The organism is Pseudomonas sp. LAMO17WK12:I10, from assembly GCF_900215185.1.
Lineage (GTDB): Bacteria > Pseudomonadota > Gammaproteobacteria > Pseudomonadales > Pseudomonadaceae > Aquipseudomonas > Aquipseudomonas chlororaphis.
Map to the genome: position 1 here is coordinate 42,981 of NZ_OBDX01000021.1, position 20,944 is coordinate 63,924.

A 20,944-nucleotide genomic window follows, 5' to 3' on the forward strand; every position below is an offset into this window, starting at 1 on the left:
ATAACGCGGCCGCCGAAATGGCGGCCGCAGGCTTTTTCAGAATCGCGTTGGGTGTCGAATACAAGGGCTCGCGTTATCGCGGCTGGCAGCGTCAGGCTTCCGGTGTCCCGAGTGTCCAGGAAACCCTCGAGAAGGCGCTGTCCCGGGTGGCGGACTCGCCGGTGCTGCTGTCTTGCGCCGGACGTACCGACGCCGGCGTGCACGCCTGCGGGCAGGTAGTGCACTTCGATACCCAGGCCGAGCGTTCGATGAAGGCGTGGGTGATGGGGGCCAATATCAACCTGCCCCACGACATCAGCGTGAGCTGGGCCAAGGTCATGCCGGCGCATTTTCATGCGCGGTTCAAGGCGATTGCCCGCCGCTATCGCTACGTGATCTACAACGACCAGATCCGTCCGGCGCACTTGAACGAGGAGATCACCTGGAATCACCGGTCGCTGGATGTCGAGCGGATGGCCGAGGCTGCCCAGCATCTGGTGGGTACCCATGATTTCAGTGCATTCCGTGCAGGGCAGTGCCAGGCCAAGTCGCCGATCAAGGAAATCCACCATCTGCGGGTCACCCGGCACGGCAAGATGATTGTCCTGGATATCCGCGCCAGCGCGTTCCTGCATCACATGGTGCGCAATATCGCCGGAGTGCTGATGACCATCGGCGCGGGTGAGCGTCCGCTCGAGTGGGCCAGGGAAGTGCTGGAGAGCCGGATTCGTCGCACGGGCGGGGTGACGGCGCATCCTTTCGGACTGTATCTGGTGCAGGTCGAGTATCACGATGAGTTCGAGCTGCCCGAGCGATACATCGGGCCACATTTCCTCACCGGCTTCTCGGAACTTGACGGCTGACGCCCGGAAAAGCATTTGCTACCATCCGGGACTTTCCCCGGATTTGCCCTGAGGTTTAAACGACATGTCAGCCGTTCGCAGCAAAATTTGTGGGATTACCCGCATTGAGGATGCGTTGGCGGCGGTCGAGGCCGGGGCCGATGCCATCGGGCTGGTGTTCTACGCCAAGAGCCCGCGGGCGGTGAACGTCCAGCAGGCGCGGGCGATCGTTTCCGCGCTGCCGCCGTTCGTGACCACCGTGGGCCTGTTCGTCAATGCCAGCCGCTGCGAGCTGGGCGAGATCCTCGATGCGGTGCCGCTGGACCTGTTGCAGTTTCATGGCGATGAAACACCGGCGGACTGCGAGGGCTATCACCGGCCCTACATCAAGGCGCTGCGGGTCAAGGCCGGCGACGATATTGCCAGCCGTTGCGCGGCTTATGCGCGGGCCAGCGGCATCCTGCTCGATACCTACGTCGAGGGCGTGCCGGGTGGAACCGGCGAAGCCTTCGATTGGTCACTGGTACCGCAAGGCTTGAGCAAGCCGATTATCCTGGCCGGTGGCTTGACTGCCGAGAATGTCGGCCAGGCAATAGCGCAGGTTCGCCCGTACGCCGTGGATGTCAGCGGCGGGGTGGAGCAGAGCAAGGGCATCAAGGATCACGCAAAGATTCGCGCATTTATGCAGGCCGTTCGCGGCAGCTGTTAGTCGATGTGACGGCTGGCAGTCTGCCGCCGTCCATAACACCACTGTACAAAACAGGCCGGCACCGTCGCTGGGCGGGCCGAAATCGAAGTGGCAGCCGCTCTATCCGGGGGTTGCCGGGATGGGTGAGGAGCCGTTCGGTACAGGCAGGTCAAGCTCGCGCTGACCGCAGTAGCGAACAGATCATCGCCGCACACATGAATTTAGCTCAAGGGCATACGCGGGGCCGCGAACCAGAGCGTTCGGGCTGCCGGTACTGGAGAAAGAAAGCATGAGCAACTGGTTAGTAGACAAACTGATCCCTTCGATCATGCGTTCCGAGGTGAAGAAAAGCTCGGTGCCTGAAGGTCTGTGGCACAAGTGCCCGTCCTGCGAGGCGGTGCTGTATCGTCCGGAGCTGGAAAAGACCCTGGACGTCTGCCCCAAGTGCAACCACCACATGCGCATCGGCGCTCGCGCCCGCATCGACATTTTCCTCGACGCTGAAGGCCGTGCCGAACTGGGCGCCGACCTGGAGCCGGTAGACCGTCTGAAGTTCCGCGACGGCAAGAAGTACAAGGATCGCCTGACCGCGGCCCAGAAACAGACCGGTGAAAAGGACGCGCTGATTTCCATGAGCGGGACCCTGCTGGGTATGCCGGTGGTGGTATCGGCGTTCGAGTTCTCCTTCATGGGCGGCTCCATGGGCGCCATCGTTGGCGAGCGTTTTGTGCGCGCTGCCAACTACGCGCTGGAAAAGCGTTGCCCGATGGTCTGCTTCTCCGCTTCAGGCGGTGCGCGGATGCAGGAAGCGCTGATCTCCCTGATGCAAATGGCCAAGACCTCCGCGGTGCTGGCGCGTCTGCGTGAAGAAGGCCTGCCATTCATCTCCGTGTTGACCGACCCGGTCTATGGTGGCGTTTCCGCCAGCCTGGCGATGCTGGGTGACGTGATTGTCGCCGAGCCCAAGGCCCTGGTCGGTTTCGCCGGTCCTCGCGTGATCGAGCAGACCGTGCGTGAAAAACTGCCGGAAGGTTTCCAGCGCAGCGAGTTCCTGCTGGAGCATGGCGCTATCGACATGATCATCCCGCGCCAAGAGTTGCGTCCGCGCCTGGGCAATCTGCTGGCTCAACTGATGGGTTTGCCGACGCCTGAGTTCGTGGCCGCGCCTGTCGAGGCGATCGTGGTGCCACCGGTGCCTGCAAACATATGACCGAGCGTACCCTTGGCGACTGGCTTGCCTACCTTGAGCAGTTGCATCCGTCAGCCATCGACATGGGGCTGGAGCGCTCGCAAGAAGTAGCGTCCCGCATGGGATTGGGCAGGCTGGCGCCTCGGGTCGTCACGGTGACCGGTACCAACGGCAAGGGTTCTACCTGTGCGTTCGTGGCGTCCTTGCTGCGAGCCCAGGGGCTGAAGGTCGGTGTCTACAATTCCCCCCATCTGTTGCGCTACAACGAGCGCGTGCAGATCGATGGCGTCGAAGCCAGCGATGCCGAGCTGTGCGAGGCCTTTGTCGCGGTCGAAGCCGGACGCGGTGAAATTTCCCTGACCTATTTCGAGATGGGTACCCTGGCGGCCTTCTGGCTGTTCCAGCGTGCCGGTCTCGATGCCGTGGTGCTGGAAGTCGGCCTGGGTGGGCGCTTGGACGCGGTCAATCTGGTGGATGCGGATCTGGCGCTGGTCACCAGTATCGGCGTCGACCATGTCGATTATCTGGGTGACACCCGTGAGTCCGTGGCCTTCGAGAAGGCCGGGATTTTCCGTCAGGGCGCGCCTGCGCTCTGCGGTGACCTGAATCCCCCTCAGCCCTTGCTGGATAAGGCGCGTGAATTGAACTGCCCGTTCTTCCTGCGCGGTCGTGATTTCGACCTGGGGATCACCGAGGCGAACTGGCAGTGGCGGGGTCTCGATTCGCGGGGCAATGCTGTCGAGCTGCGCGACTTGCCGCTGCTCGATCTGCCCATGGAGAACGCCGCGCTGGCCTTGCAGGCCTATTTGTTGCTGGGGCTGCCTTGGCAGGCCGAACGCATCGCCGAAGCCTTGCAGCAGACACGAGTGGTCGGGCGCCTGGATCGCCGTCAGTTCGAATGGCAGGGCAAGCGCCTGAACTTGTTGCTGGATGTCGGGCACAACCCCCATGCCGCGGAGTATCTGGCCGAGCGCCTGATGCGCCGACCAGTGGCGGGCAAGCGCCTGGCGGTATTCGGCCTGTTGGCGGACAAGGATCTGGAGGGCGTGGTTGCCCGCCTGGATGCCTGTGTCGAGCATTGGGCGGTGGCGCCGCTGGATTCTGCCCGTGCGCGTCCCGTTGCGGACTTGCAGGCGGCACTGCAGAACCTTGGGGCTTCGGTAGCGTCTTATGAGAGTGTCGCCGCAGCCCTGGAAGGGCAGTGTGCGCAGGCTACGGCCGAAGACGAGATTCTGCTGTTAGGATCTTTTTATTGTGTTGCCGAGGCGCTCGAGTGGCTCGCTCGGCGCTCCACGGAGGAAGCTGCACATGGCTATGCTGGATAACGTCTACAAGCAGCGAATGGTTGGGGCTCTGGTTCTGGTGGCGTTGGCGGTGATTTTCCTGCCGATGCTGTTTTCCCGCGAAGATGAGCAGCGGCATATCAATGTCGAGGCGCCAGCAGTGCCTCAGGCGCCTGCTGTAACCCAGGTGCAAGTTGAGCCTGTGGTGGTGCCAGAGCCGCAGGCGCTGCCACAGGAGCCGGTACCCACCGATGAAGAAGTGGCCCAGCAGGCCGCGCCTTCGATGCCGATTGCGCCAGGTGCTCCGGTTGCTCCGGCTCCAGTCCCGGTGGCACCGCCAGTCGCCACGAGCAAGCCCGTGGTTCCACCTCCGGCGCCAGCCCCCAAGCCGGCTCCGGCCCAGCCGATTGCCGCAGCGCCAGCCAAGCCCGATGCGACCCCAAGCCGTGTCGATGCAAACGGCTTGTCAGTCAGTTGGTCGGTGCAACTGGCTAGCCTGTCCAGTCGGGAAAGCGCCGAGAACCTGCAGAAAACCCTGCGTAGCCAGGGTTACAACGCCTATATCCGTTCCGCCGATGGCAAGAACCGGGTATTCGTCGGTCCATTGATCGAGCGGGCCGAGGCGGACCGCCTGCGCGATTTGCTGAGCCGTCAGCAGAACCTCAAGGGTTTTGTCGTGCGCTTCCAGCCTGAGCGCGGTTAAGGCTATCGCCTTGATTTGCAAAGCACAGTGAATCGCAGCTTACCGACGGCCATGCGCTCTGTTAAAATGCGCCGCCTTATCCGTCTGTAGGCTGCACTGTGCCATTTACCTGGGTTGACTGGGCGATCGTTGCAATCATCGCCATCTCCGCTTTGATCAGTTTGAGTCGCGGCTTCGTCAAAGAAGCGCTGTCGCTGCTTACCTGGATCGTCGCAGGAGTCGTTGCCTGGATGTTTGGTGGCTCTCTGTCCGAATACCTCGGCGGATACATCGAGACTCCCTCGGCTCGCGTGATCGCGGGCTGTGCCATCATGTTTGTCGCCACTTTAATCGTGGGCGCAATGATCAATTATCTTATCGGCGAATTGGTTCGCGTCACCGGGCTATCCGGGACCGATCGGTTCCTCGGCATGGCCTTCGGCGCGGCGCGTGGCGCGTTGCTGGTGGTCGTGGCGGTCGGGCTGTTGAGCCTGGGGCCGGTACAACAGGATTCCTGGTGGCAGCAGTCGCGACTGGTGCCACAATTTCTATTGGTTGCAGACTGGTCAAAAAACCTCATATTGGGGTGGAGCAGTCAGTGGCTGGCCAGCGGTATCAGCGTACCCGCTGAAATACCGTTCAAGGAACAACTCTTACCGGCCAAAACGCCTCAGTAAGATGTGTTCAGTTCAGTTTCATTAAGTAGGGGTTGCGTCGCATGTGTGGCATCGTCGGTATCGTCGGTAAGTCGAACGTCAATCAGGCGCTGTATGACGCGCTAACCGTCCTCCAGCACCGCGGCCAGGACGCTGCCGGTATCGTGACCAGCCATGATGGCCGGTTATTCCTGCGCAAGGACAACGGCCTGGTCCGTGACGTTTTCCATCAACGGCACATGCAGCGCCTGGTCGGTCACATGGGTATCGGCCATGTGCGGTATCCGACCGCTGGCAGCTCGACTTCGGCCGAAGCTCAACCGTTTTACGTCAACTCGCCTTACGGCATCACCCTGGCGCATAACGGTAACCTGACCAATGTTGAACAGCTGGCCAAGGAGATCTACGAATCTGACTTGCGCCACGTCAACACCAATTCCGATTCGGAAGTCCTGCTCAACGTCTTCGCTCACGAGCTGGCCCAGCGCGGCAAGCTGCAACCGACCGAAGAAGACGTATTCGCCGCCGTGACCGATGTGCACAACCGTTGCGTTGGCGGTTATGCGGTAGTCGCCATGGTCACCGGTTATGGCATCGTTGGCTTCCGCGACCCTCACGGTATTCGCCCTATCGTTTTCGGTCAGCGTCACACCGACGAAGGCGTCGAATACATGATCGCCTCCGAAAGCGTGTCCCTGGATGTGCTGGGCTTCACCCTGATTCGCGACCTGGCACCGGGCGAAGCGGTCTACATCACCGAAGACGGCAAGCTGCACACCCGTCAGTGCGCGACCAATCCGAAACTGACTCCGTGCATTTTCGAACATGTCTACCTGGCGCGTCCGGACTCGATCATCGACGGCGTGTCGGTGTACAAGGCGCGCCTGCGCATGGGCGAGAAGCTGGCCGAGAAGATCCTGCGCGAGCGTCCGGATCACGATATCGATGTGGTCATCCCTATTCCGGATACCAGCCGTACCGCGGCGCTGGAGCTGGCGAACCACTTGGGCGTCAAGTTCCGCGAAGGCTTCGTGAAGAACCGCTACATCGGCCGGACCTTCATCATGCCGGGCCAGGCCGCGCGGAAAAAATCCGTGCGCCAGAAACTCAATGCCATCGAGCTGGAGTTCCGCGGCAAGAACGTGATGCTGGTGGATGACTCGATCGTTCGCGGCACCACCTGCAAGCAGATCATCCAGATGGCTCGTGAAGCCGGTGCGAAGAACGTCTACTTCTGCTCCGCGGCGCCTGCCGTGCGTTTCCCGAACGTATATGGCATCGACATGCCGAGCGCGCATGAGCTGATCGCACACAATCGTTCGACTCAGGATGTGGCTGATCTGATTGGCGCCGACTGGCTGATCTACCAGGATCTGCCTGATCTGATCGAGGCGGTCGGTGGCGGCAAGATCAAGATCGAGAACTTCGACTGCGCGGTGTTCGACGGCAAGTATGTCACTGGTGACGTCGACGAGGCCTACCTGAACAAGATCGAAAACGCACGTAACGATGCCTCCAAGGCCAAGACCCAGGCGGTCAGTGCGATCATCGATCTGTACAACAACTGATCTAGAGCATTAGAAGACATAAGGAGTAGGCGGCATGAGTCAGGATTGGGATGCCGGTCGGCTGGACAGCGACCTTGATGGCGTAGCTTTCGACACCCTGGCCGTGCGCGCCGGCCAACACCGTACCCCGGAAGGGGAGCACGGCGATCCGATGTTCTTCACCTCCAGCTACGTGTTCCGCACGGCCGCCGATGCGGCCGCGCGGTTCGCCGGCGAGGTGCCGGGCAATGTCTATTCCCGCTACACCAACCCGACCGTGCGGGCGTTCGAAGAGCGTATCGCCGCCCTGGAAGGCGCCGAGCAGGCGGTGGCCACGGCCACTGGCATGGCGGCGATTCTCTCGGTGGTCATGAGTTTGTGCAGCGCGGGCGACCATGTATTGGTTTCGCGCAGTGTGTTTGGCTCGACCATCAGCCTGTTCGAAAAGTATTTCAAGCGCTTCGGTATCGAGGTCGATTACGTGCCCCTGGCGGACCTGTCCGGCTGGGATGCGGCGATCAAGGCCAATACCAAGTTGCTGTTCGTTGAATCGCCGTCCAACCCGCTCGCCGAACTGGTGGATATCGCTGCGTTGTCCGAAATCGCTCACGCCAAGGGCGCGATGCTGGTGGTCGACAACTGTTTCTGTACCCCGGCGTTGCAGCAGCCGCTGAAGCTGGGCGCGGACGTGGTGGTGCACTCGGCGACCAAGTTCATCGATGGTCAGGGTCGTTGCATGGGCGGTGTGGTGGCTGGCCGTAGCGAACAGATGAAAGAAGTGGTGGGTTTCCTGCGTACCGCGGGACCGACCCTGAGTCCGTTCAACGCCTGGATCTTCCTCAAGGGCCTCGAAACCCTCAACCTGCGGATGCGCGCCCATTGTGCCAATGCCCAGGCCCTGGCCGAATGGCTGGAGCAGCAGGACGGTATCGAGAAGGTGCACTACGCCGGTCTGCCAAGCCATCCGCAATACGAACTGGCAAAGCGTCAGCAACGTGGTTTCGGCGCGGTGGTGAGCTTTGAGGTCAAGGGCGGCAAGGACGGGGCCTGGCGTTTTATAGACGCCACTCGCCTGATTTCCATTACCGCCAACCTGGGCGATAGCAAGACCACCATCACTCATCCGAGCACCACCTCTCATGGCCGTCTGGCGCCGCAAGAGCGTGAAGCGGCGGGCATTCGTGACAGCCTGATTCGTGTCGCTGTCGGCCTTGAGGATGTGGTGGACCTGCAAGCCGACCTGGCGCGCGGGTTGGCAGCCTTGTGATCGAGTTGTCCGAACAGCAGAGCATTGCCAGCGGCCGCGTCGCTCTGGTGACTGGCGCGGCACGCGGTATCGGCCTGGGCATCGCTGCCTGGCTGATCAGCGAAGGTTGGCAGGTGGTGCTGACCGATCTGGATCGCGTGCGCGGCTCCCAGGTGGCCAAGGTCCTGGGTGACAGTGCCTGGTTCATTGGCATGGATGTGGCGGATGAAGCGCAGGTCGCCCTGGGTGTCGCCGAAGTGCTCGGGCAGTTCGGGCGCCTCGATGCGCTGGTGTGTAATGCAGCAGTCGCCGATCCGCGCAACATCACCCTGGAAAGCCTCGACCTGGCTTACTGGAATCGGGTGCTGGCGGTGAACCTCAGCGGTCCGATGCTCCTGGCCAAGCATTGTGCGCCATATCTGCGCGCTCATGGCGGAGCCATCGTCAATCTGGCATCTACCCGTGCCCGGCAATCGGAACCGGACACTGAAGCCTATGCGGCGAGCAAGGGCGGTCTGCTGGCCTTGACCCATGCATTGGCCATGAGTCTGGGGCCGGAGATCCGGGTCAATGCGGTCAGCCCCGGCTGGATCGACGCTCGGGACCCGGCGGCGCGTCGGGCCGAGCCTCTGAGCGATGCCGATCATGCCCAGCATCCGGCGGGCAGGGTTGGGACGGTCGAGGATGTGGCGGCGATGGTGGCGTGGCTGTTGTCGAAGAACTCCGGTTTTGTCACTGGCCAGGAGTTCGTGGTCGACGGCGGTATGAGCAAAAAAATGATTTATCGCGACTGATGGCGTGTGGAGGGCGCAACGAGCACGGCTTTAGGTCGTCGGTGTTGTTGATTCCTTTTTTCAGGCGTTGTCGTGATTTTGTCTTTTTCAGAAAAACTTCAAGCAGGGTATTGACTTAGCATCGGTATCTGCGTAAATTTCGCGGCCTCAACGAAGCAAAGGGTGATTAGCTCAGCCGGGAGAGCATCTGCCTTACAAGCAGAGGGTCGGCGGTTCGATCCCGTCATCACCCACCACTTCTTGAGTGTCTTTCGAAAGAAAGGCGGAGGCTTCCACGGAAGCATCCAACCGACGCGCAGCGGTAGTTCAGTCGGTTAGAATACCGGCCTGTCACGCCGGGGGTCGCGGGTTCGAGTCCCGTCCGCTGCGCCATATTTTCCAGATCAGGTATTCCTGCTCTGAGATTGAAAAGCATCGAAGTTTTTCAGTCAGACGATTTAAATGGTTCACATGGACGCAAGTCCAAGCGATACGCAGCGGTAGTTCAGTCGGTTAGAATACCGGCCTGTCACGCCGGGGGTCGCGGGTTCGAGTCCCGTCCGCTGCGCCATATCTACTTGAAGGAACGCTGAACGCCTTCAAGTGACGAAGAAGCCGCAAGCTCTTCGGATCGATAGCAAAGACCCTGGTCGAAAGATCGGGGTTTTTTGTTTTCGGAATCCGGCTTTTTCGATACTGCTCAGGCAGTCGATATTGCCTTTCTGCAAATAAAAAACCGCCTTATGGGCGGTTTTTTATTTGCAGAGAGGCAGGGTTATCAGAACCCCAGCTTGTCCCGCAGGCTGTAATACCAGGCGCCCATTGCGGTAAATGGGGTGCGCAACAGCTGGCCGCCAGGGAAGGGGTAGTGCGGCAGCTCGGCAAAGGCGTCAAAACGCTCTGCCTGGCCGCGCAGGGCCTCTGCCAGTACCTTGCCCGCCAGATGGGTGTAGGTGACGCCATGGCCGCTGCAGCCCTGGGAGTAGTAGATGTTGTCGCCCAGGCGTCCGACTTGCGGCAGGCGCGACAGGGTCAGCAGGAAGTTGCCGGTCCAGGCGTAGTCGATCTTCACATCCTTGAGTTGCGGGAAGGCCTTGAGCATCTTCGGTCGGATGATGGCTTCGATATTTGCCGGGTCGCGAGCGCCGTAGACTACGCCGCCGCCAAAGATAAGGCGCTTGTCGGCGGAAAGACGGTAGTAATCCAGCAGATAGTTGCAGTCCTCGACGCAGTAGTCCTGGGGAAGCAGACTTTTTGCTAGCTCATCGCTCAATGGTTCAGTGGTGATGACTTGGGTGCCGCACGGCATTGACTTGGCGGCCAGCTCCGGCACCAGGTTGCCCAGGTAGGCGTTGCCCGCGACTATGACGAACTTGGCCCTGACCTTGCCTTGAGGGGTATGTATCACCGGATTGGCACCGCGTTCGATGCGTACCGCCGGGGACTGCTCGTAGATAATGCCACCCACGGATTCCACGGCTGCCGCTTCACCCAGTGCCAGATTGAGTGGGTGGATATGCCCGCCGCTCATGTCGAGCATGCCGCCCTGGTACAGGTCACAAGCGACGACTTCGCGAATTCGGCGCTGATCGAGCAATTCCAGCTGGGTGTGGCCGTAGCGCTCCCACAGGCGCTTCTGCGACTCCAGGTGACCCATCTGCTTGCTGGTGATGGCGGCGAACACTCCGCCATCCTTCAGGTCGCACTGGATTTGATACTTGGCGACCCGCTCACGGATGATCCTGCCGCCTTCGAAGGCCATCTGGCCAAGCAGTTGAGCTTGCTTGGGGCCGACACTGCGTTCAATCACATCAATGTCGCGGCTATAGCTATTGACGATCTGTCCACCGTTGCGCCCGGAAGCGCCGAAGCCTACCTTGGCCGCTTCCAGGACGGTGACTTTAAAACCATTCTCAAGCAGGAACAGGGCACTGGAGAGGCCGGTGTAGCCGGCACCGATCACGCAGACATCGGTTTCCACATCATCTTGCAGCAGCGGCCGGGCTGGAGCAGCGTTGGCTGACGCCGCGTAATACGACTGTGGGTAAGGTGTGTTCGCCATCCTGCAACCTCTGTTTAATATTCTTGACGATTGCGTGGATCCTACCTGAGTTGAAAAACGCCTACCAGCCATCGAAAAATCTTCTTGGCAGGCTCAAAAAATAAAAATTCGCATATTCAGAGGGTTAGCTGCAAAAAAGGTGTTGACACCCCTCCGGAATTCCGTAGAATGCCGCCTCACAGCAGGCACGTAGCTCAGTTGGTTAGAGCACCACCTTGACATGGTGGGGGTCGTTGGTTCGAGTCCAATCGCGCCTACCAAACAAAATCCGCTCTGCTGGGCGGTCTGGAAGGGCCCACCGAAAGGTGGGCCCTTTTTTGTTGTCCGCGGTTTTCAAAACCTTTGCAAAGCCGCCACTCAAAAGGCCAAGTCGGCACCTGCTTCCAGGTACACGATCTCTTTTTCGGCATGCCCTTCCTGATAGTGTTCTTTCAAGGTCCACCGATGACTTCAAGCTGGAGATTTTCGCGGCGTTGGAGGCAGGCCTGGTCCAGATGGATAGCACGCTTTAGTCAGGGGCGTCGTTGTGACTGCACTTTGCAAGTGACCACCAAGAGCGGGCGCTTCGATGGAGAGACTGCTGGGCTTAAGAGAAAAAACTAATATTTTAGGAATCGTCCTACATTCTAAAGTTGTTCTAGTTGATAGAACCTTCCTTCTGATATTTACGAAGGAATGGAACGTGTCTAGATTGTTGGGTTGGGTGTTGCTGTGTTCGCAGCTATTTACATTCGTGCATGCCGCGCCTGGTGGCAATGACCTCAATATCCCTGACTGGCCGGGTGATCAGGAATCATGTCCTTCGCCGCGAGATATCAAGGGCGTGATGGGGATTTTTAGCGCGCCAGCTAAAAGTGAGGGTGTTGAATGGACAGGTGTGCTGGTTGACGGTGCCATGGAAGCTGTTACCAACTTTGAGAAAAGCTATTTTGTATTGACTCACCAAGGTGTCGATAAAGTTGGTTTTATAAATAGCTGTATCTATGTGACCTCCGGTGGCCGATATTTGAATATGCATCTTGATCTCGGCGGTCATTACAAACAGGTCATGTGGATTGGAAACTCGTTGTCATGGAAAGAGTCTCGAGACTTCTCCTCATCAACAATCCTGGAATGCACGGATACCTATAGAGATGCATGCAGTTTTTATTTGAAGTGAATGTCTACGTCTGTATGGATGGGTTTTGTTCCAGGCTATGCCGTTGTTTTTTGGCATCTTTAATGCTTATGCATTTAATGACATTTTTGTGACACTTTTAAGTCGGTTTTCGGTCTGTATGCACGTTCCCTGCGCAATACGGGCAGGATGTGGTCGGGTAGGGTGCAGGTATGAAGAGTAGAGCGACGGTAATTTGTGCGCACGGAGGGCAAATTCTTTTTGTCCGCAAGGATCGCGCAAAATGGTCTTTACCGGGCGGCAAGGTCGAGCCTGGGGAGTCTCCCGCTGCTGCCGCGATACGTGAGTTGCGGGAAGAGACAGGGCTGGATGCCAGTGAGCCTCTTTACATCCTGGAGTTCGACGCCGGCAATGTACGGCATCACGTATTCGAGGTTGCCGTGGCCAATGCCGAGGATGCCCGGCCCTTGAATGAAATTGCAGCCATTGCTTGGCATGCCTATGGGGCTGCCCGTGAGCTGGATGCAACGGCTGCCACCAAGAGTATTGTGAGCTCGTTTTTACGCCGCCTTTAACCGAGGTGTTATCGATTCATGAAGAAGCCCGCCTTGCGCGGGTTTTTGTTTTTCCGGCCAGTGAGCGAAATGGTCTGCGAGTGGTTTTCTCGCAGCCGAGTGCCAATGGCTTGTCATGTGAGTGATACAGTCGCGTTTTTACGGCGAGGTAGCGTGATGCGGGTGTTGATGGCGGTAATGGTCGTGGCGTTACTGGCGGGGTGTGCCGGCTCGGCGATGAATGAGGCGCGTTCGAAGAGCCCCTACAAGGTGCTCTCGTCGGCCAAGGCGGAGCAAATCGTGGCGCAGTGTGTGCAGTTTGCCTGGCAGGACGAAGCTGTGTTTGGTGTGGATGCGTCGGCCTATCTGGAATCTGCCAAGGTGGGTGGATACACGGTCTATACCCGTTCGGCGGAGTCCTTTGCCGATATTCGGGGGCAGGCTTCGGGTACCACCGTCAATTATTACGCGGTCCAGGACAACTGGGTCGCCAAGCGTAGACTGGCCGCATTGGCGACTTGCCTGTAATTCCTTTTTGAACGCTATCCAGTAAACGGATCATGAACCCGGCTCTTGCCGGGTTTATGGTTTATTGAAGAACTCCATTGTTTTTCCTGAAGGGTTGGTTGACAAGAGGCTAGTTGAATATTCATTTAGTTGCTTGTGTAAGTTATTTGCCTTTCTCCCTGTAGGTTTGCGCTGTAATTATTGGTTGATGTCCAGGCTTTGTTGAGGTGCGACAATTTGCTGGGCATTTTGTATGCGCGAATCAGTAGACAAAACACTGGTTTGGACTAGTTTAAAAGTTCTCCTCAAGAAGGAGATTTATTTAAACAAAGGAGTGAACAATAATGAATAAGCCATTAGTTCAACCGAAACACGGGCGTGTCGTATCCCCCTCCAGCCGTGGCGCTGTCGCCGTCGAGCTGGGGCTGCTCGGCACCTGGCAGGTCAATGAGATGGAAGGCGGTAAAAATTTCCCAGCCCTGGTGGGCGGACCTTTTCAGAAGCCATACGAGAGCGACGTCGCCAGCGTTGTGCCACCGGCTGATGGGTATATCCTCAGCGGCGGCAAGACCGACGAGCGTGACTGCCTCAACTTCACCAATGAAGAAATGTCGAAGAAGCTTGGGCGTTCGTTCTCCTGGCCGTTGCTCAACGTCGATCCGGGGCAGGTGTTTCAGGTCAAGTGGGAGTACACCGCTCCTCATGTGACCCGCGGTTACAGCTGGTTCATCACCAAAGATGGCTGGGACCCGAAACAGCGTATCAGCCGTGCGCAACTGGAGCCGCAGGCTTTCTTCAAGGACTTCTACACACAAGTTCCGTATGACCAGCACGGCGATGAAATGAAGGCCAAGATCGAACATCAGGTGACCCTGCCCAAAAACAAGAAAGGCCATCACGTGATTGTTCTGGCGTGGATTGTCGCCAACACTGGCAATGCGTTCTATCAGGCGTTCGACGTCGACTTCAAATAGTCGACTTCGAATAACAGCAGAAGTTGTCATCCTCTTTAAATGGTTCTGAAGGATTAGAACGTGAACAAGATCAACTTTGCAGCGGTAAAGACTCAGGCGAATGATTCGGCATCGTTGATGCCGTCGATCGCAGGCAAGAAGATTCTCATGGGCTTCTGGCACAACTGGCCGGCAGGCCCCAGTGACGGCTACCAGCAGGGGCAGTTCGCCAACCTCGACCTGGTGGATGTACCCAAGGAATACAACGTGGTGGCGGTGGCCTTCATGAAGGGCAACGGCATTCCCACCTTCAAGCCCTACAACCTGTCGGACGAGGAGTTCCGGCGCCAGGTTGGCGTGCTCAACAGCCAGGGGCGGGCGGTGTTGATTTCCCTTGGCGGTGCGGACGCTCATATCGAGTTGCACAAGGGCAACGAGCAAGCGTTGGCCCACGAAATCATCCGTCTGGTGGAAACCTATGGTTTCGATGGGCTGGACATCGACCTCGAGCAGAGCGCCATCGATTTTGCCGACAACAAGATCGTGCTGCCGGCGGCGCTCAAGCTGGTGAAGGATCACTACGCAGGCGAGGGCAAGCATTTCATCATCAGCATGGCGCCGGAGTTTCCCTACCTCGCCACCGGCGGCAAATACGTCGGTTATATCCAGGCGCTGGATGGCTACTACGATTTCATTGCGCCGCAATACTACAACCAGGGCGGCGACGGTCTGTGGGTCCAGGAAGCCAACGGCGGGCAGGGTGCCTGGATTGCCCAGAACAACGATGCGCTGAAGGAAGACTTTCTGTTTTATCTGACCGAGAGCCTGGTCACCGGTACGCGTGGCTATATCGCCATCCCTGCCGACAAGTTCGTGATCGGTCTGCCGGCCAACGTCGACGCGGCAGCAACTGGGTATGTCATCGACCCTGCGGCAGTGAGCAATGCCTTCAAGCGTCTGGATCATGCCGGATTGTCGATCAAGGGCCTGATGACCTGGTCGGTCAATTGGGATGATGGCCTCAACAAGTACGGCGTCCGTTACAACTGGGAGTTCCGTGATCGCTACGCGCCGCTGATTCATGGCGGCAGCGGCGAGGAGCGACCTTCGGCGCCGGGCAACCTGTTTTCCCCCGCGCAGACAGAGAACAGCGTGACCTTGAGCTGGAGTGCTGCCCACGGTGTTCGTCCGATCGAGTTCTACACCCTGTTTCGCGATGGCAAGCCGGTGGCCCAGACGGCCTCGCTGACCTTGAAGGACGAGGGGCTGAAAACCGATACGCTGTACAGCTACTTTGTCAGCGCCACGGACGCCCAGGGCAATCAGTCGCTGCCCAGTACCAACCTGAACGTCAAGACCGCCGGCGGGGTGCCTGATCCGCAATACCCGGAATGGCAGTTGAATCATCACTATCGCAAGGATGATGGGGTGACTTATCAGGGCAATCTGTATCTGTGCTTGCAAGAGCACACCTCGAATGCCGGCTGGACTCCGGATGTCGCCTTCACCCTTTGGGCCAAGATGGCGGTTCAGCGTCGTGCGTGAACGCGGGTAGGAGCAGTACAGAGGCGCCCCGATGACGGGCGCCTTTTTTATTGGGTGTCGGGCAAGGCAAAGCTGCGGGTTATGGGCTAATACTCACAGGCCGTTTTTGTCATCCGTCAATGGAGAGTGGAACGATGCTCATGCCCTGGTTTCTCGCGGCCGTACACTTGTTGGCCTTTGCTATCGCCTTTGCGGCGGTGCTCAATCGCGGTACAGCGTTGCGCCGCGTGGTCACCGAGGGGGCAGACGTGCGCCGCGCTCTGCTGGCCGACAATGGCTGGGGGCTGGCCGCCGCGGTGTTGTTGATCACCGGCTTGCTGCGCGCCTTCGCGGGCTACGAAAAAGGCACGGATTACTACCTGCACCAGCCGCTGTTTCACATCAAGATGACCCTGTTCGTCATCATCCTGTTGCTCGAAATATGGCCGATGGTGGTGTTGATCAAATGGCGAATCGCCCTGGGGCGCGGGGCGTCGATCGATACCGGCCGCGCCACGCGGTTTGCGCGCATCAGCCACCTGCAGGCGCTGTTGATTGTGCTGATAGTAGTGGCGGCCAGTGGCATGGCGCGTGGGGTCATGCTCGGCCAGTCATGAGGTGAGGAGTCGCATGTCCTCGGGCTCGCTGCAGGCTGTTGCGCGTCATCGAGCACCGCGCGCTCTAGCAGAGTTGGCTGAAAGCTTTGCTGATGGTGGCCCGGTTGGTTTTGAACTCGGCCTGCTGCACGGGAATGATGCCGAACTCGTCGCTGACGATAGCCAGCACGCGGTGCAGGTAGTCGACGTTGGCCTCGGAGCGGAAGGTGAATATTCCGCGTTTGACTTCGTAGAGCCCCTCCGTCGAGCAGGCGGCAATGGTCCGCATCGCATTCAGGTCGTTGGTGATCAGAAGGTAAGCGAACTCTTGCATATGACCGCTCCTTGTTCGTAAAGCATCTGCCGATGGCAAGGGGGGAGCCTCGGCGGGTTCGCGGAGGCGGTAGGTCTTGAAATTACTCCTCCTGCTCATTGCCACGCTACTGAGTATTTATACAAAAACGAGGGAGGGCTTCTCCCGGCCGAGTCGTATCGACCGATTGCCGGGATGGAGCGCTATCAGTGGAGGGCTTGGGTAACGCACTTTTGCCAGGGCTGGCGCTGGCGGCCTGAACTGCGCCGCTGCCATTTGAAGAGGGGGAGGGTGCTGCGGGGAATCAATCAACGATGACGCTGCGCCAGCCATTGTGATGAGACAAAGGGCTGGCCGCTCATGACGCTCAAGGTGTTTCGCGTTTGTCCGGGGCGGTGAGGCCGGCTTGGATCCGTTGGTAGATTTCTTCGCGATGGACTGCGACGTCTTTCGGGGCATTGATGCCGATCCGGACTTGCTGGCCGCTAACGCCCAGAATGGTGATCGTGATGTCGTCACCGATATTTATGCTTTCACCGACCTTGCGGGTGAGTATCAGCATGATCTTCTCCTTGATTGCTTAGTAGGGCATCTGATTCAGACAGTGCAGATGTCGGTAGTAGTGCGTATAGATTACTGCGAAGTGCCACTGTGTGGGTGCCTCTTTCTGACGCGCAGACGCTGTATTAATTCCCGAGGTGCAACTATACAGAGGCGATAAATATCATTCTCCTTGTTTTGCGCTGATTTTGTGGCGTTTGTACAGGGGATTGGGGTGCTAAAATCGCCGCCTCAGACTTTCAAGGGGTAGGTTGTGCGCACAGTAGCGATGATGATGGCGGTCCTGGCATTGGCGGGATGCGGTGAAGGCAAGCATGTCGAGGAGGACAAGAAGGTGGCGCCGGTTGTCCAGGCACAGCCGCCGCAGGCCGCCACGAAACCGCAATGGGATGTGCTGGTCGCCGGCACCCTGCCTCAGGCGACGAGCGATCTGGCCGGCTGGCTGATCGAACACGGGATCATTTCCTATGTTGTCGTCGAAGATGGCAAGGATCGGGTGCTGATCGGCCCGTTCGATTCCCAGGCCGAAGCCGAAGCCAAGAAAACCGAGCTGGTCGAGAAGCTGACCAAGGCCAAGAAGCGCAATATCGAGCCGCAGGTGATCGAGCACCGCGTCGCGCAATAAGCCGTTCTTTTGGGTGCCGGGTCAAGGCCAGTCTTGCCGGCGCTCAATCATCCTTGAGGGGGCCATCCATGCCCCAGACGTTAATCGGCAACCCGGACGGATATCAGCCGCAGGCCTTCAGGTTGACCGGGCCGACGAACTCGTTGCCACGCCCCATCACACAAGCCACGCTCTGATTGCGCTGGCGCTCCCAGGGTTGTACCGGATAGGTCTTGTTCCAGGCTTCGTACAACTGGCGATCCTGTTTCGACAGGCGCAGGTTGTACTGCTTGCTCATATAGAAATAGGTCCGGGCGATCATGCCGCGAATGGATGGGCGCGGCATGACCTTCTTGGCCTTGAAGTCGACCTGAGTCAGGCACGAACCGTATTGGCCGGACCGCGCCGGCAGCCAGCCGAAGCTGAAGTTGTTACGGTCGCCATTGACCTCGCCGATGCTCGGCACCAGGTTGTGCAGGTCGGCTTCGGCGCGTTGATAAATCGGGTCGTGGCGTGTGCAGTTCTTGCGCCCGCCTTGCTGCCAGCATTGACGCTGGTGGCCGATCTGCCAGGCGGGAACGATGTGCTCCCATTCGATGCGCGCGGCGCGATTGGCGTTCTTGCGGGGGACATAGCCGCAGGCGGCGAGGTTGACCCGATTGCCGCTGTACTTGCAGCCACAGTAGAACTCGGTGGATTGCGGGGCGTACAGCTTCCAGGCGATCTTCTTCGCTTCGTTGAAGGTACGGGGCGCATCGGCGTGGGCATTCAGAGCAACGCAAAACAGCAGTACAGCAAAACAGCGGGCAATCATCGACTCAGTCTTCCTTCGGCACAACCCAGAAAATCTGCACACCGCCGTCATCGCGATAGGCGAGGGTGACGTTGTCGTTTTCGGCGATTTCTTCGAGCAGGCGTTCCCACTCGTCGACCGCTTCGTCGGGCTGACGGAAGATCAGGGCGGCCTTGGCTTTTTGTGCGTTGGGCGAGTTGATGATTTTCTGAACGCGCAAACCGAGGCGTTCATAAGAGCTTGGTGGTGCTGCGGCGGGCACGGAACATTCCTTATTAAGCTGTATGCGCGTACAGTATTTTACTGTAGGAAATTTCGCAACCGCTTAAAATTCAAGAGGTTCTTCTGACAGCAATATCCGCGGATTACTGCAAAACGATTGAGTTTTTTATCTGCGGGATAAAGAAGAGGGCAGGCCAACCGGGGCGGAGCACTCGCCCAGGGCGGGCGAGTGCGGGGTAGATCGGTGCCCGACCAGAGCAGGTCGGGCGGGCCAATCAGTATTCCCAGAACATCCGCTGCAGTTCCTTGCTGTCCTGGGTCTTGGTCAGGGCGACCATGGCCAGGATGCGGGCTTTCTGCGGGTTCAGGTCGTTGGCGACGACCCAGTCGTATTTGTCGTCAGGCTGTTCTGCGTTGCGCAGTACGAAGCCGCCGGCATTGACGTGGGACGAACGAATGATCTGTACGCCATTCTTGCGCAGCTCCTGCAGGGCCGGCACTACGCGGGAAGACACCGAGCCATTGCCGGTACCGGCGTGGATGATGGCTTTGGCGCCGGACTGGGCCAGGGCCTTGTAGGCGGTGTCGCTGACGTTGCCATAGCCATAGGCGATTTCGACGTCAGGCAGGCTCTTGATGGTCTTGATGTCGAATTCCGAATCCAGGGTGTGACGCTTGGCCGGCAGGCGGAACCAGTAGGATTTGCCTTCCACCACCATGCCCAGCGGGCCCCATGGGCTCTTGAAGGCTTCGGTCTTGATATTGATCATTTTGCTGACGTCGCGACCCGACTGGATCTCGTCGTTCATGGTGACCAGCACGCCCTTGCCATGGGCTTCCTTGCTGCCGGCGACGGCGACGGCGTTGTACAGGTTGAGCATGCCGTCCGCCGACATGGCGGTGCCTGGACGCATGGAGCCGACCACTACGATGGGCTTGTCGGTCTTTTCCACCAGGTTCAGGAAGTACGCGGTTTCTTCCAGGGTGTCGGTGCCGTGGGTGATGACGATGCCATCGACGTCCTTGCTGTCTGCCAGTTCGGCAACGCGGCGGCCCAGTTGCAGCAGGTTTTCGTTGGTGATGCTTTCAGAGGCGATCTGCATGACCTGTTCGCCACGCACATTGGCGACCTGGCTGAGCTCGGGGATCCCGGCGATCAACTGCTCGATGCCGACTTTGGCGGCCTGGTAGGTGGCGCTGTTGGCGGCACTGGCGCCAGCGCCGGCAATGGTGCCGCCGGTAGCGAGCACGACCACGTTGGCCAGCTTCTGTTGGGTTTCGACTTCCTTGGCCTGCAATGCAGTCGGAAGGAGCAAGAGGAGGGCCAAAGCGCCCGGAACAAGGGTGTTGAAAGCAGATTTCATTATTTTCTCTCTAGTAGTGAGACGGTGCTGGTGCAGGTTCATCTAGATACACCCGAGACAGATCTGAATGCCGCGGGCGAAAGGGGAACAGCAGGATCTGTACCAGCCGGACTTTGCTCGCAAAACTCTTTTAACTTAATGATTTATATCAACTTATTTTTAGTTATCGGATTCGGTGGCCGTTTCGTTGTCCGGTTTTCCGAATGCTCGGAAGATTTACGTTCGGTTGTCCGACAGTTCTGGTTAGCCTGAGGAAAAGGCTGAATTAAAGAGAAGGCCCTTGCAGCCGATGCCCTTCAAGGATCGTTTCTTTATGGAGCTCACATGTCTATTTCTGTCGGTTTTCCCGCTGCCGGGGCCATCACCATCAACGGTAAATCACCGGCCACTATCGAGGCTCTGAGCCAGGGCGTCGCCGATAGCGCTGCGCAAGCCCTGGGGATCGATGAAGAGGGCAAGCTGCGAGTGGCATCCGCTTCCGAGGCCGAGAAGGCCGAGAAGGCAGAAACCCAAGGCTCTGAAGGGGACAATCAAAGCCTGGTGGTGAAAATGCTGCTCAAGCGCATGAAAGAACTGCAGGCCCAATTGCAGGAGCAACAGCAGCAGTTGGCCGCTGCCCAGGCGGCGAGTTATCCGACCCCTGAAGCCAAGGCGACCGTGGTGATGGCGATTCAAGGCCAGATCGTCGATACCAACGGCGCGCTGCAGGAAGTGGTGGGGAAGCTGGTCAAGGAACTGAGCAAGGACGCTTCGTCAGGCACGCTGGTCAGTACCACCGCATGATTGTGTGATGTCGTGCGGGGCGCCTGTCCTGGCATTCCGGGCGGCTCATGGGCTTGGTTTGCCCGTTGACAAATAGCGGCAGGGTTCGCATAGTTCGGTTTACGCA

23 protein-coding genes and 4 tRNA genes are annotated in these 20,944 nt (G+C 58.8%); 21 read left to right on the forward strand and 6 right to left on the reverse strand.

Annotated features, from left to right (window positions below; all coding sequences use genetic code 11):
* Positions 1-17 precede the first annotated feature (17 nt).
* The 12 genes from truA (at position 18) to CRO75_RS21535 (ending at position 9,456) form a co-directional block, all read left to right on the forward strand.
* A complete protein-coding gene (gene truA, locus CRO75_RS21480) occupies positions 18-842 on the forward strand; it encodes a tRNA pseudouridine(38-40) synthase TruA (protein WP_097137995.1) in 825 nt (274 codons plus the stop codon).
* A gap of 64 nt (positions 843-906) precedes the next feature.
* Entirely contained in the window at positions 907-1,530 is a 624-nt protein-coding gene (locus tag CRO75_RS21485) for a phosphoribosylanthranilate isomerase (RefSeq protein WP_097137997.1), read from the forward strand.
* 268 nt (positions 1,531-1,798) lie between these two features.
* The gene (accD, locus tag CRO75_RS21490) at positions 1,799-2,719 is read left to right on the forward strand and encodes an acetyl-CoA carboxylase, carboxyltransferase subunit beta (RefSeq protein WP_007921980.1); all 921 of its coding nucleotides are present in this window, start codon (positions 1,799-1,801) and stop codon (positions 2,717-2,719) included.
* On the forward strand, positions 2,716-4,023 hold the full coding sequence (gene folC, locus CRO75_RS21495) for a bifunctional tetrahydrofolate synthase/dihydrofolate synthase (protein WP_097137999.1): 1,308 nt from the start codon (positions 2,716-2,718) through the stop codon (positions 4,021-4,023). The genes accD and folC overlap by 4 nt, the downstream gene beginning before the upstream one ends.
* Positions 4,007-4,684, forward strand: a complete 678-nt coding sequence (locus tag CRO75_RS21500) for an SPOR domain-containing protein (protein ID WP_097138001.1) — start codon at positions 4,007-4,009, stop codon at positions 4,682-4,684. Before folC ends, CRO75_RS21500 begins: the two co-directional genes overlap by 17 nt.
* Before the next feature lie 98 nt (positions 4,685-4,782).
* Entirely contained in the window at positions 4,783-5,340 is a 558-nt protein-coding gene (locus tag CRO75_RS21505) for a CvpA family protein (RefSeq protein WP_009048107.1), read from the forward strand.
* A 41-nt stretch (positions 5,341-5,381) separates the two neighbouring features.
* The gene (purF, locus tag CRO75_RS21510; protein ID WP_007921973.1) at positions 5,382-6,887 is read left to right on the forward strand and encodes an amidophosphoribosyltransferase; all 1,506 of its coding nucleotides are present in this window, start codon (positions 5,382-5,384) and stop codon (positions 6,885-6,887) included.
* Positions 6,888-6,921: 34 nt separating this feature from the next.
* Positions 6,922-8,133, forward strand: coding sequence for an O-succinylhomoserine sulfhydrylase (locus tag CRO75_RS21515; RefSeq protein WP_097138003.1), 1,212 nt, complete (start codon positions 6,922-6,924; stop codon positions 8,131-8,133).
* Entirely contained in the window at positions 8,130-8,906 is a 777-nt protein-coding gene (locus CRO75_RS21520; protein ID WP_097138004.1) for an SDR family oxidoreductase, read from the forward strand. The genes CRO75_RS21515 and CRO75_RS21520 overlap by 4 nt, the downstream gene beginning before the upstream one ends.
* Before the next feature lie 160 nt (positions 8,907-9,066).
* Positions 9,067-9,142 (forward strand) — tRNA-Val (locus tag CRO75_RS21525).
* A gap of 59 nt (positions 9,143-9,201) precedes the next feature.
* Positions 9,202-9,278, forward strand: a tRNA-Asp gene (locus tag CRO75_RS21530).
* Positions 9,279-9,379: 101 nt separating this feature from the next.
* Positions 9,380-9,456 (forward strand) — tRNA-Asp (locus tag CRO75_RS21535).
* A 207-nt stretch (positions 9,457-9,663) separates the two neighbouring features.
* On the opposite strand, the gene CRO75_RS21540 is transcribed toward CRO75_RS21535, so the two are convergent.
* Entirely contained in the window at positions 9,664-10,947 is a 1,284-nt protein-coding gene (locus CRO75_RS21540) for an FAD-binding oxidoreductase (RefSeq protein ID WP_097138006.1), read from the reverse strand.
* Positions 10,948-11,130: 183 nt separating this feature from the next.
* Here CRO75_RS21540 and CRO75_RS21545 point away from each other — a divergent pair.
* The 7 genes from CRO75_RS21545 to CRO75_RS21575 all read left to right on the forward strand — a co-directional run bounded on the left by CRO75_RS21545 (position 11,131) and on the right by CRO75_RS21575 (position 16,219).
* Positions 11,131-11,207 (forward strand) — tRNA-Val (locus CRO75_RS21545).
* A 422-nt stretch (positions 11,208-11,629) separates the two neighbouring features.
* Entirely contained in the window at positions 11,630-12,106 is a 477-nt protein-coding gene (locus CRO75_RS21550) for a DUF3757 domain-containing protein (protein ID WP_177409775.1), read from the forward strand.
* A 170-nt stretch (positions 12,107-12,276) separates the two neighbouring features.
* The gene (locus tag CRO75_RS21555) at positions 12,277-12,639 is read left to right on the forward strand and encodes an NUDIX domain-containing protein (protein ID WP_009043045.1); all 363 of its coding nucleotides are present in this window, start codon (positions 12,277-12,279) and stop codon (positions 12,637-12,639) included.
* 156 nt (positions 12,640-12,795) lie between these two features.
* Positions 12,796-13,146 (forward strand): hypothetical protein, encoded by a 351-nt coding sequence (locus CRO75_RS21560; RefSeq protein ID WP_007920558.1) that lies wholly within the window; start codon positions 12,796-12,798, stop codon positions 13,144-13,146.
* Between the two features lie 323 nt (positions 13,147-13,469).
* Positions 13,470-14,099 (forward strand): lytic polysaccharide monooxygenase auxiliary activity family 9 protein, encoded by a 630-nt coding sequence (locus CRO75_RS21565; RefSeq protein WP_097138008.1) that lies wholly within the window; start codon positions 13,470-13,472, stop codon positions 14,097-14,099.
* Between the two features lie 60 nt (positions 14,100-14,159).
* Positions 14,160-15,623: a glycosyl hydrolase family 18 protein gene (locus tag CRO75_RS21570; RefSeq protein ID WP_097138010.1), complete on the forward strand. Its 1,464-nt coding sequence runs from the start codon at positions 14,160-14,162 to the stop codon at positions 15,621-15,623.
* A gap of 134 nt (positions 15,624-15,757) precedes the next feature.
* Positions 15,758-16,219 (forward strand): DUF2214 family protein, encoded by a 462-nt coding sequence (locus CRO75_RS21575; RefSeq protein WP_097138012.1) that lies wholly within the window; start codon positions 15,758-15,760, stop codon positions 16,217-16,219.
* Positions 16,220-16,283: 64 nt separating this feature from the next.
* Here CRO75_RS21575 and CRO75_RS21580 read toward each other — a convergent pair whose 3' ends face one another.
* On the reverse strand, positions 16,284-16,532 hold the full coding sequence (locus tag CRO75_RS21580) for a hypothetical protein (RefSeq protein ID WP_007920551.1): 249 nt from the start codon (positions 16,530-16,532) through the stop codon (positions 16,284-16,286).
* Between the two features lie 346 nt (positions 16,533-16,878).
* On the reverse strand, positions 16,879-17,073 hold the full coding sequence (gene csrA, locus CRO75_RS21585) for a carbon storage regulator CsrA (protein WP_007920550.1): 195 nt from the start codon (positions 17,071-17,073) through the stop codon (positions 16,879-16,881).
* Between the two features lie 267 nt (positions 17,074-17,340).
* Here csrA and CRO75_RS21590 point away from each other — a divergent pair, with 267 nt between their 5' ends.
* Positions 17,341-17,697 carry an SPOR domain-containing protein gene (locus CRO75_RS21590; RefSeq protein ID WP_009043049.1) on the forward strand — a complete coding sequence of 119 codons (357 nt, stop codon included), beginning with the start codon at positions 17,341-17,343 and terminating at the stop codon, positions 17,695-17,697.
* Positions 17,698-17,800: 103 nt separating this feature from the next.
* Here the strand turns inward: CRO75_RS21590 and CRO75_RS21595 are convergent, their stop codons facing one another.
* The 3 genes from CRO75_RS21595 to CRO75_RS21605 form a co-directional block, all read right to left on the reverse strand.
* The gene (locus tag CRO75_RS21595; RefSeq protein WP_007920548.1) at positions 17,801-18,490 is read right to left on the reverse strand and encodes an endonuclease I family protein; all 690 of its coding nucleotides are present in this window, start codon (positions 18,488-18,490) and stop codon (positions 17,801-17,803) included.
* A 4-nt stretch (positions 18,491-18,494) separates the two neighbouring features.
* The gene (locus CRO75_RS21600) at positions 18,495-18,731 is read right to left on the reverse strand and encodes a DUF1654 domain-containing protein (RefSeq protein WP_007920547.1); all 237 of its coding nucleotides are present in this window, start codon (positions 18,729-18,731) and stop codon (positions 18,495-18,497) included.
* A gap of 235 nt (positions 18,732-18,966) precedes the next feature.
* Positions 18,967-20,055 (reverse strand): asparaginase, encoded by a 1,089-nt coding sequence (locus CRO75_RS21605; protein ID WP_062823040.1) that lies wholly within the window; start codon positions 20,053-20,055, stop codon positions 18,967-18,969.
* A 324-nt stretch (positions 20,056-20,379) separates the two neighbouring features.
* Here CRO75_RS21605 and CRO75_RS21610 point away from each other — a divergent pair, with 324 nt between their 5' ends.
* Entirely contained in the window at positions 20,380-20,838 is a 459-nt protein-coding gene (locus tag CRO75_RS21610) for a hypothetical protein (RefSeq protein ID WP_097138014.1), read from the forward strand.
* Positions 20,839-20,944 lie beyond the last annotated feature (106 nt).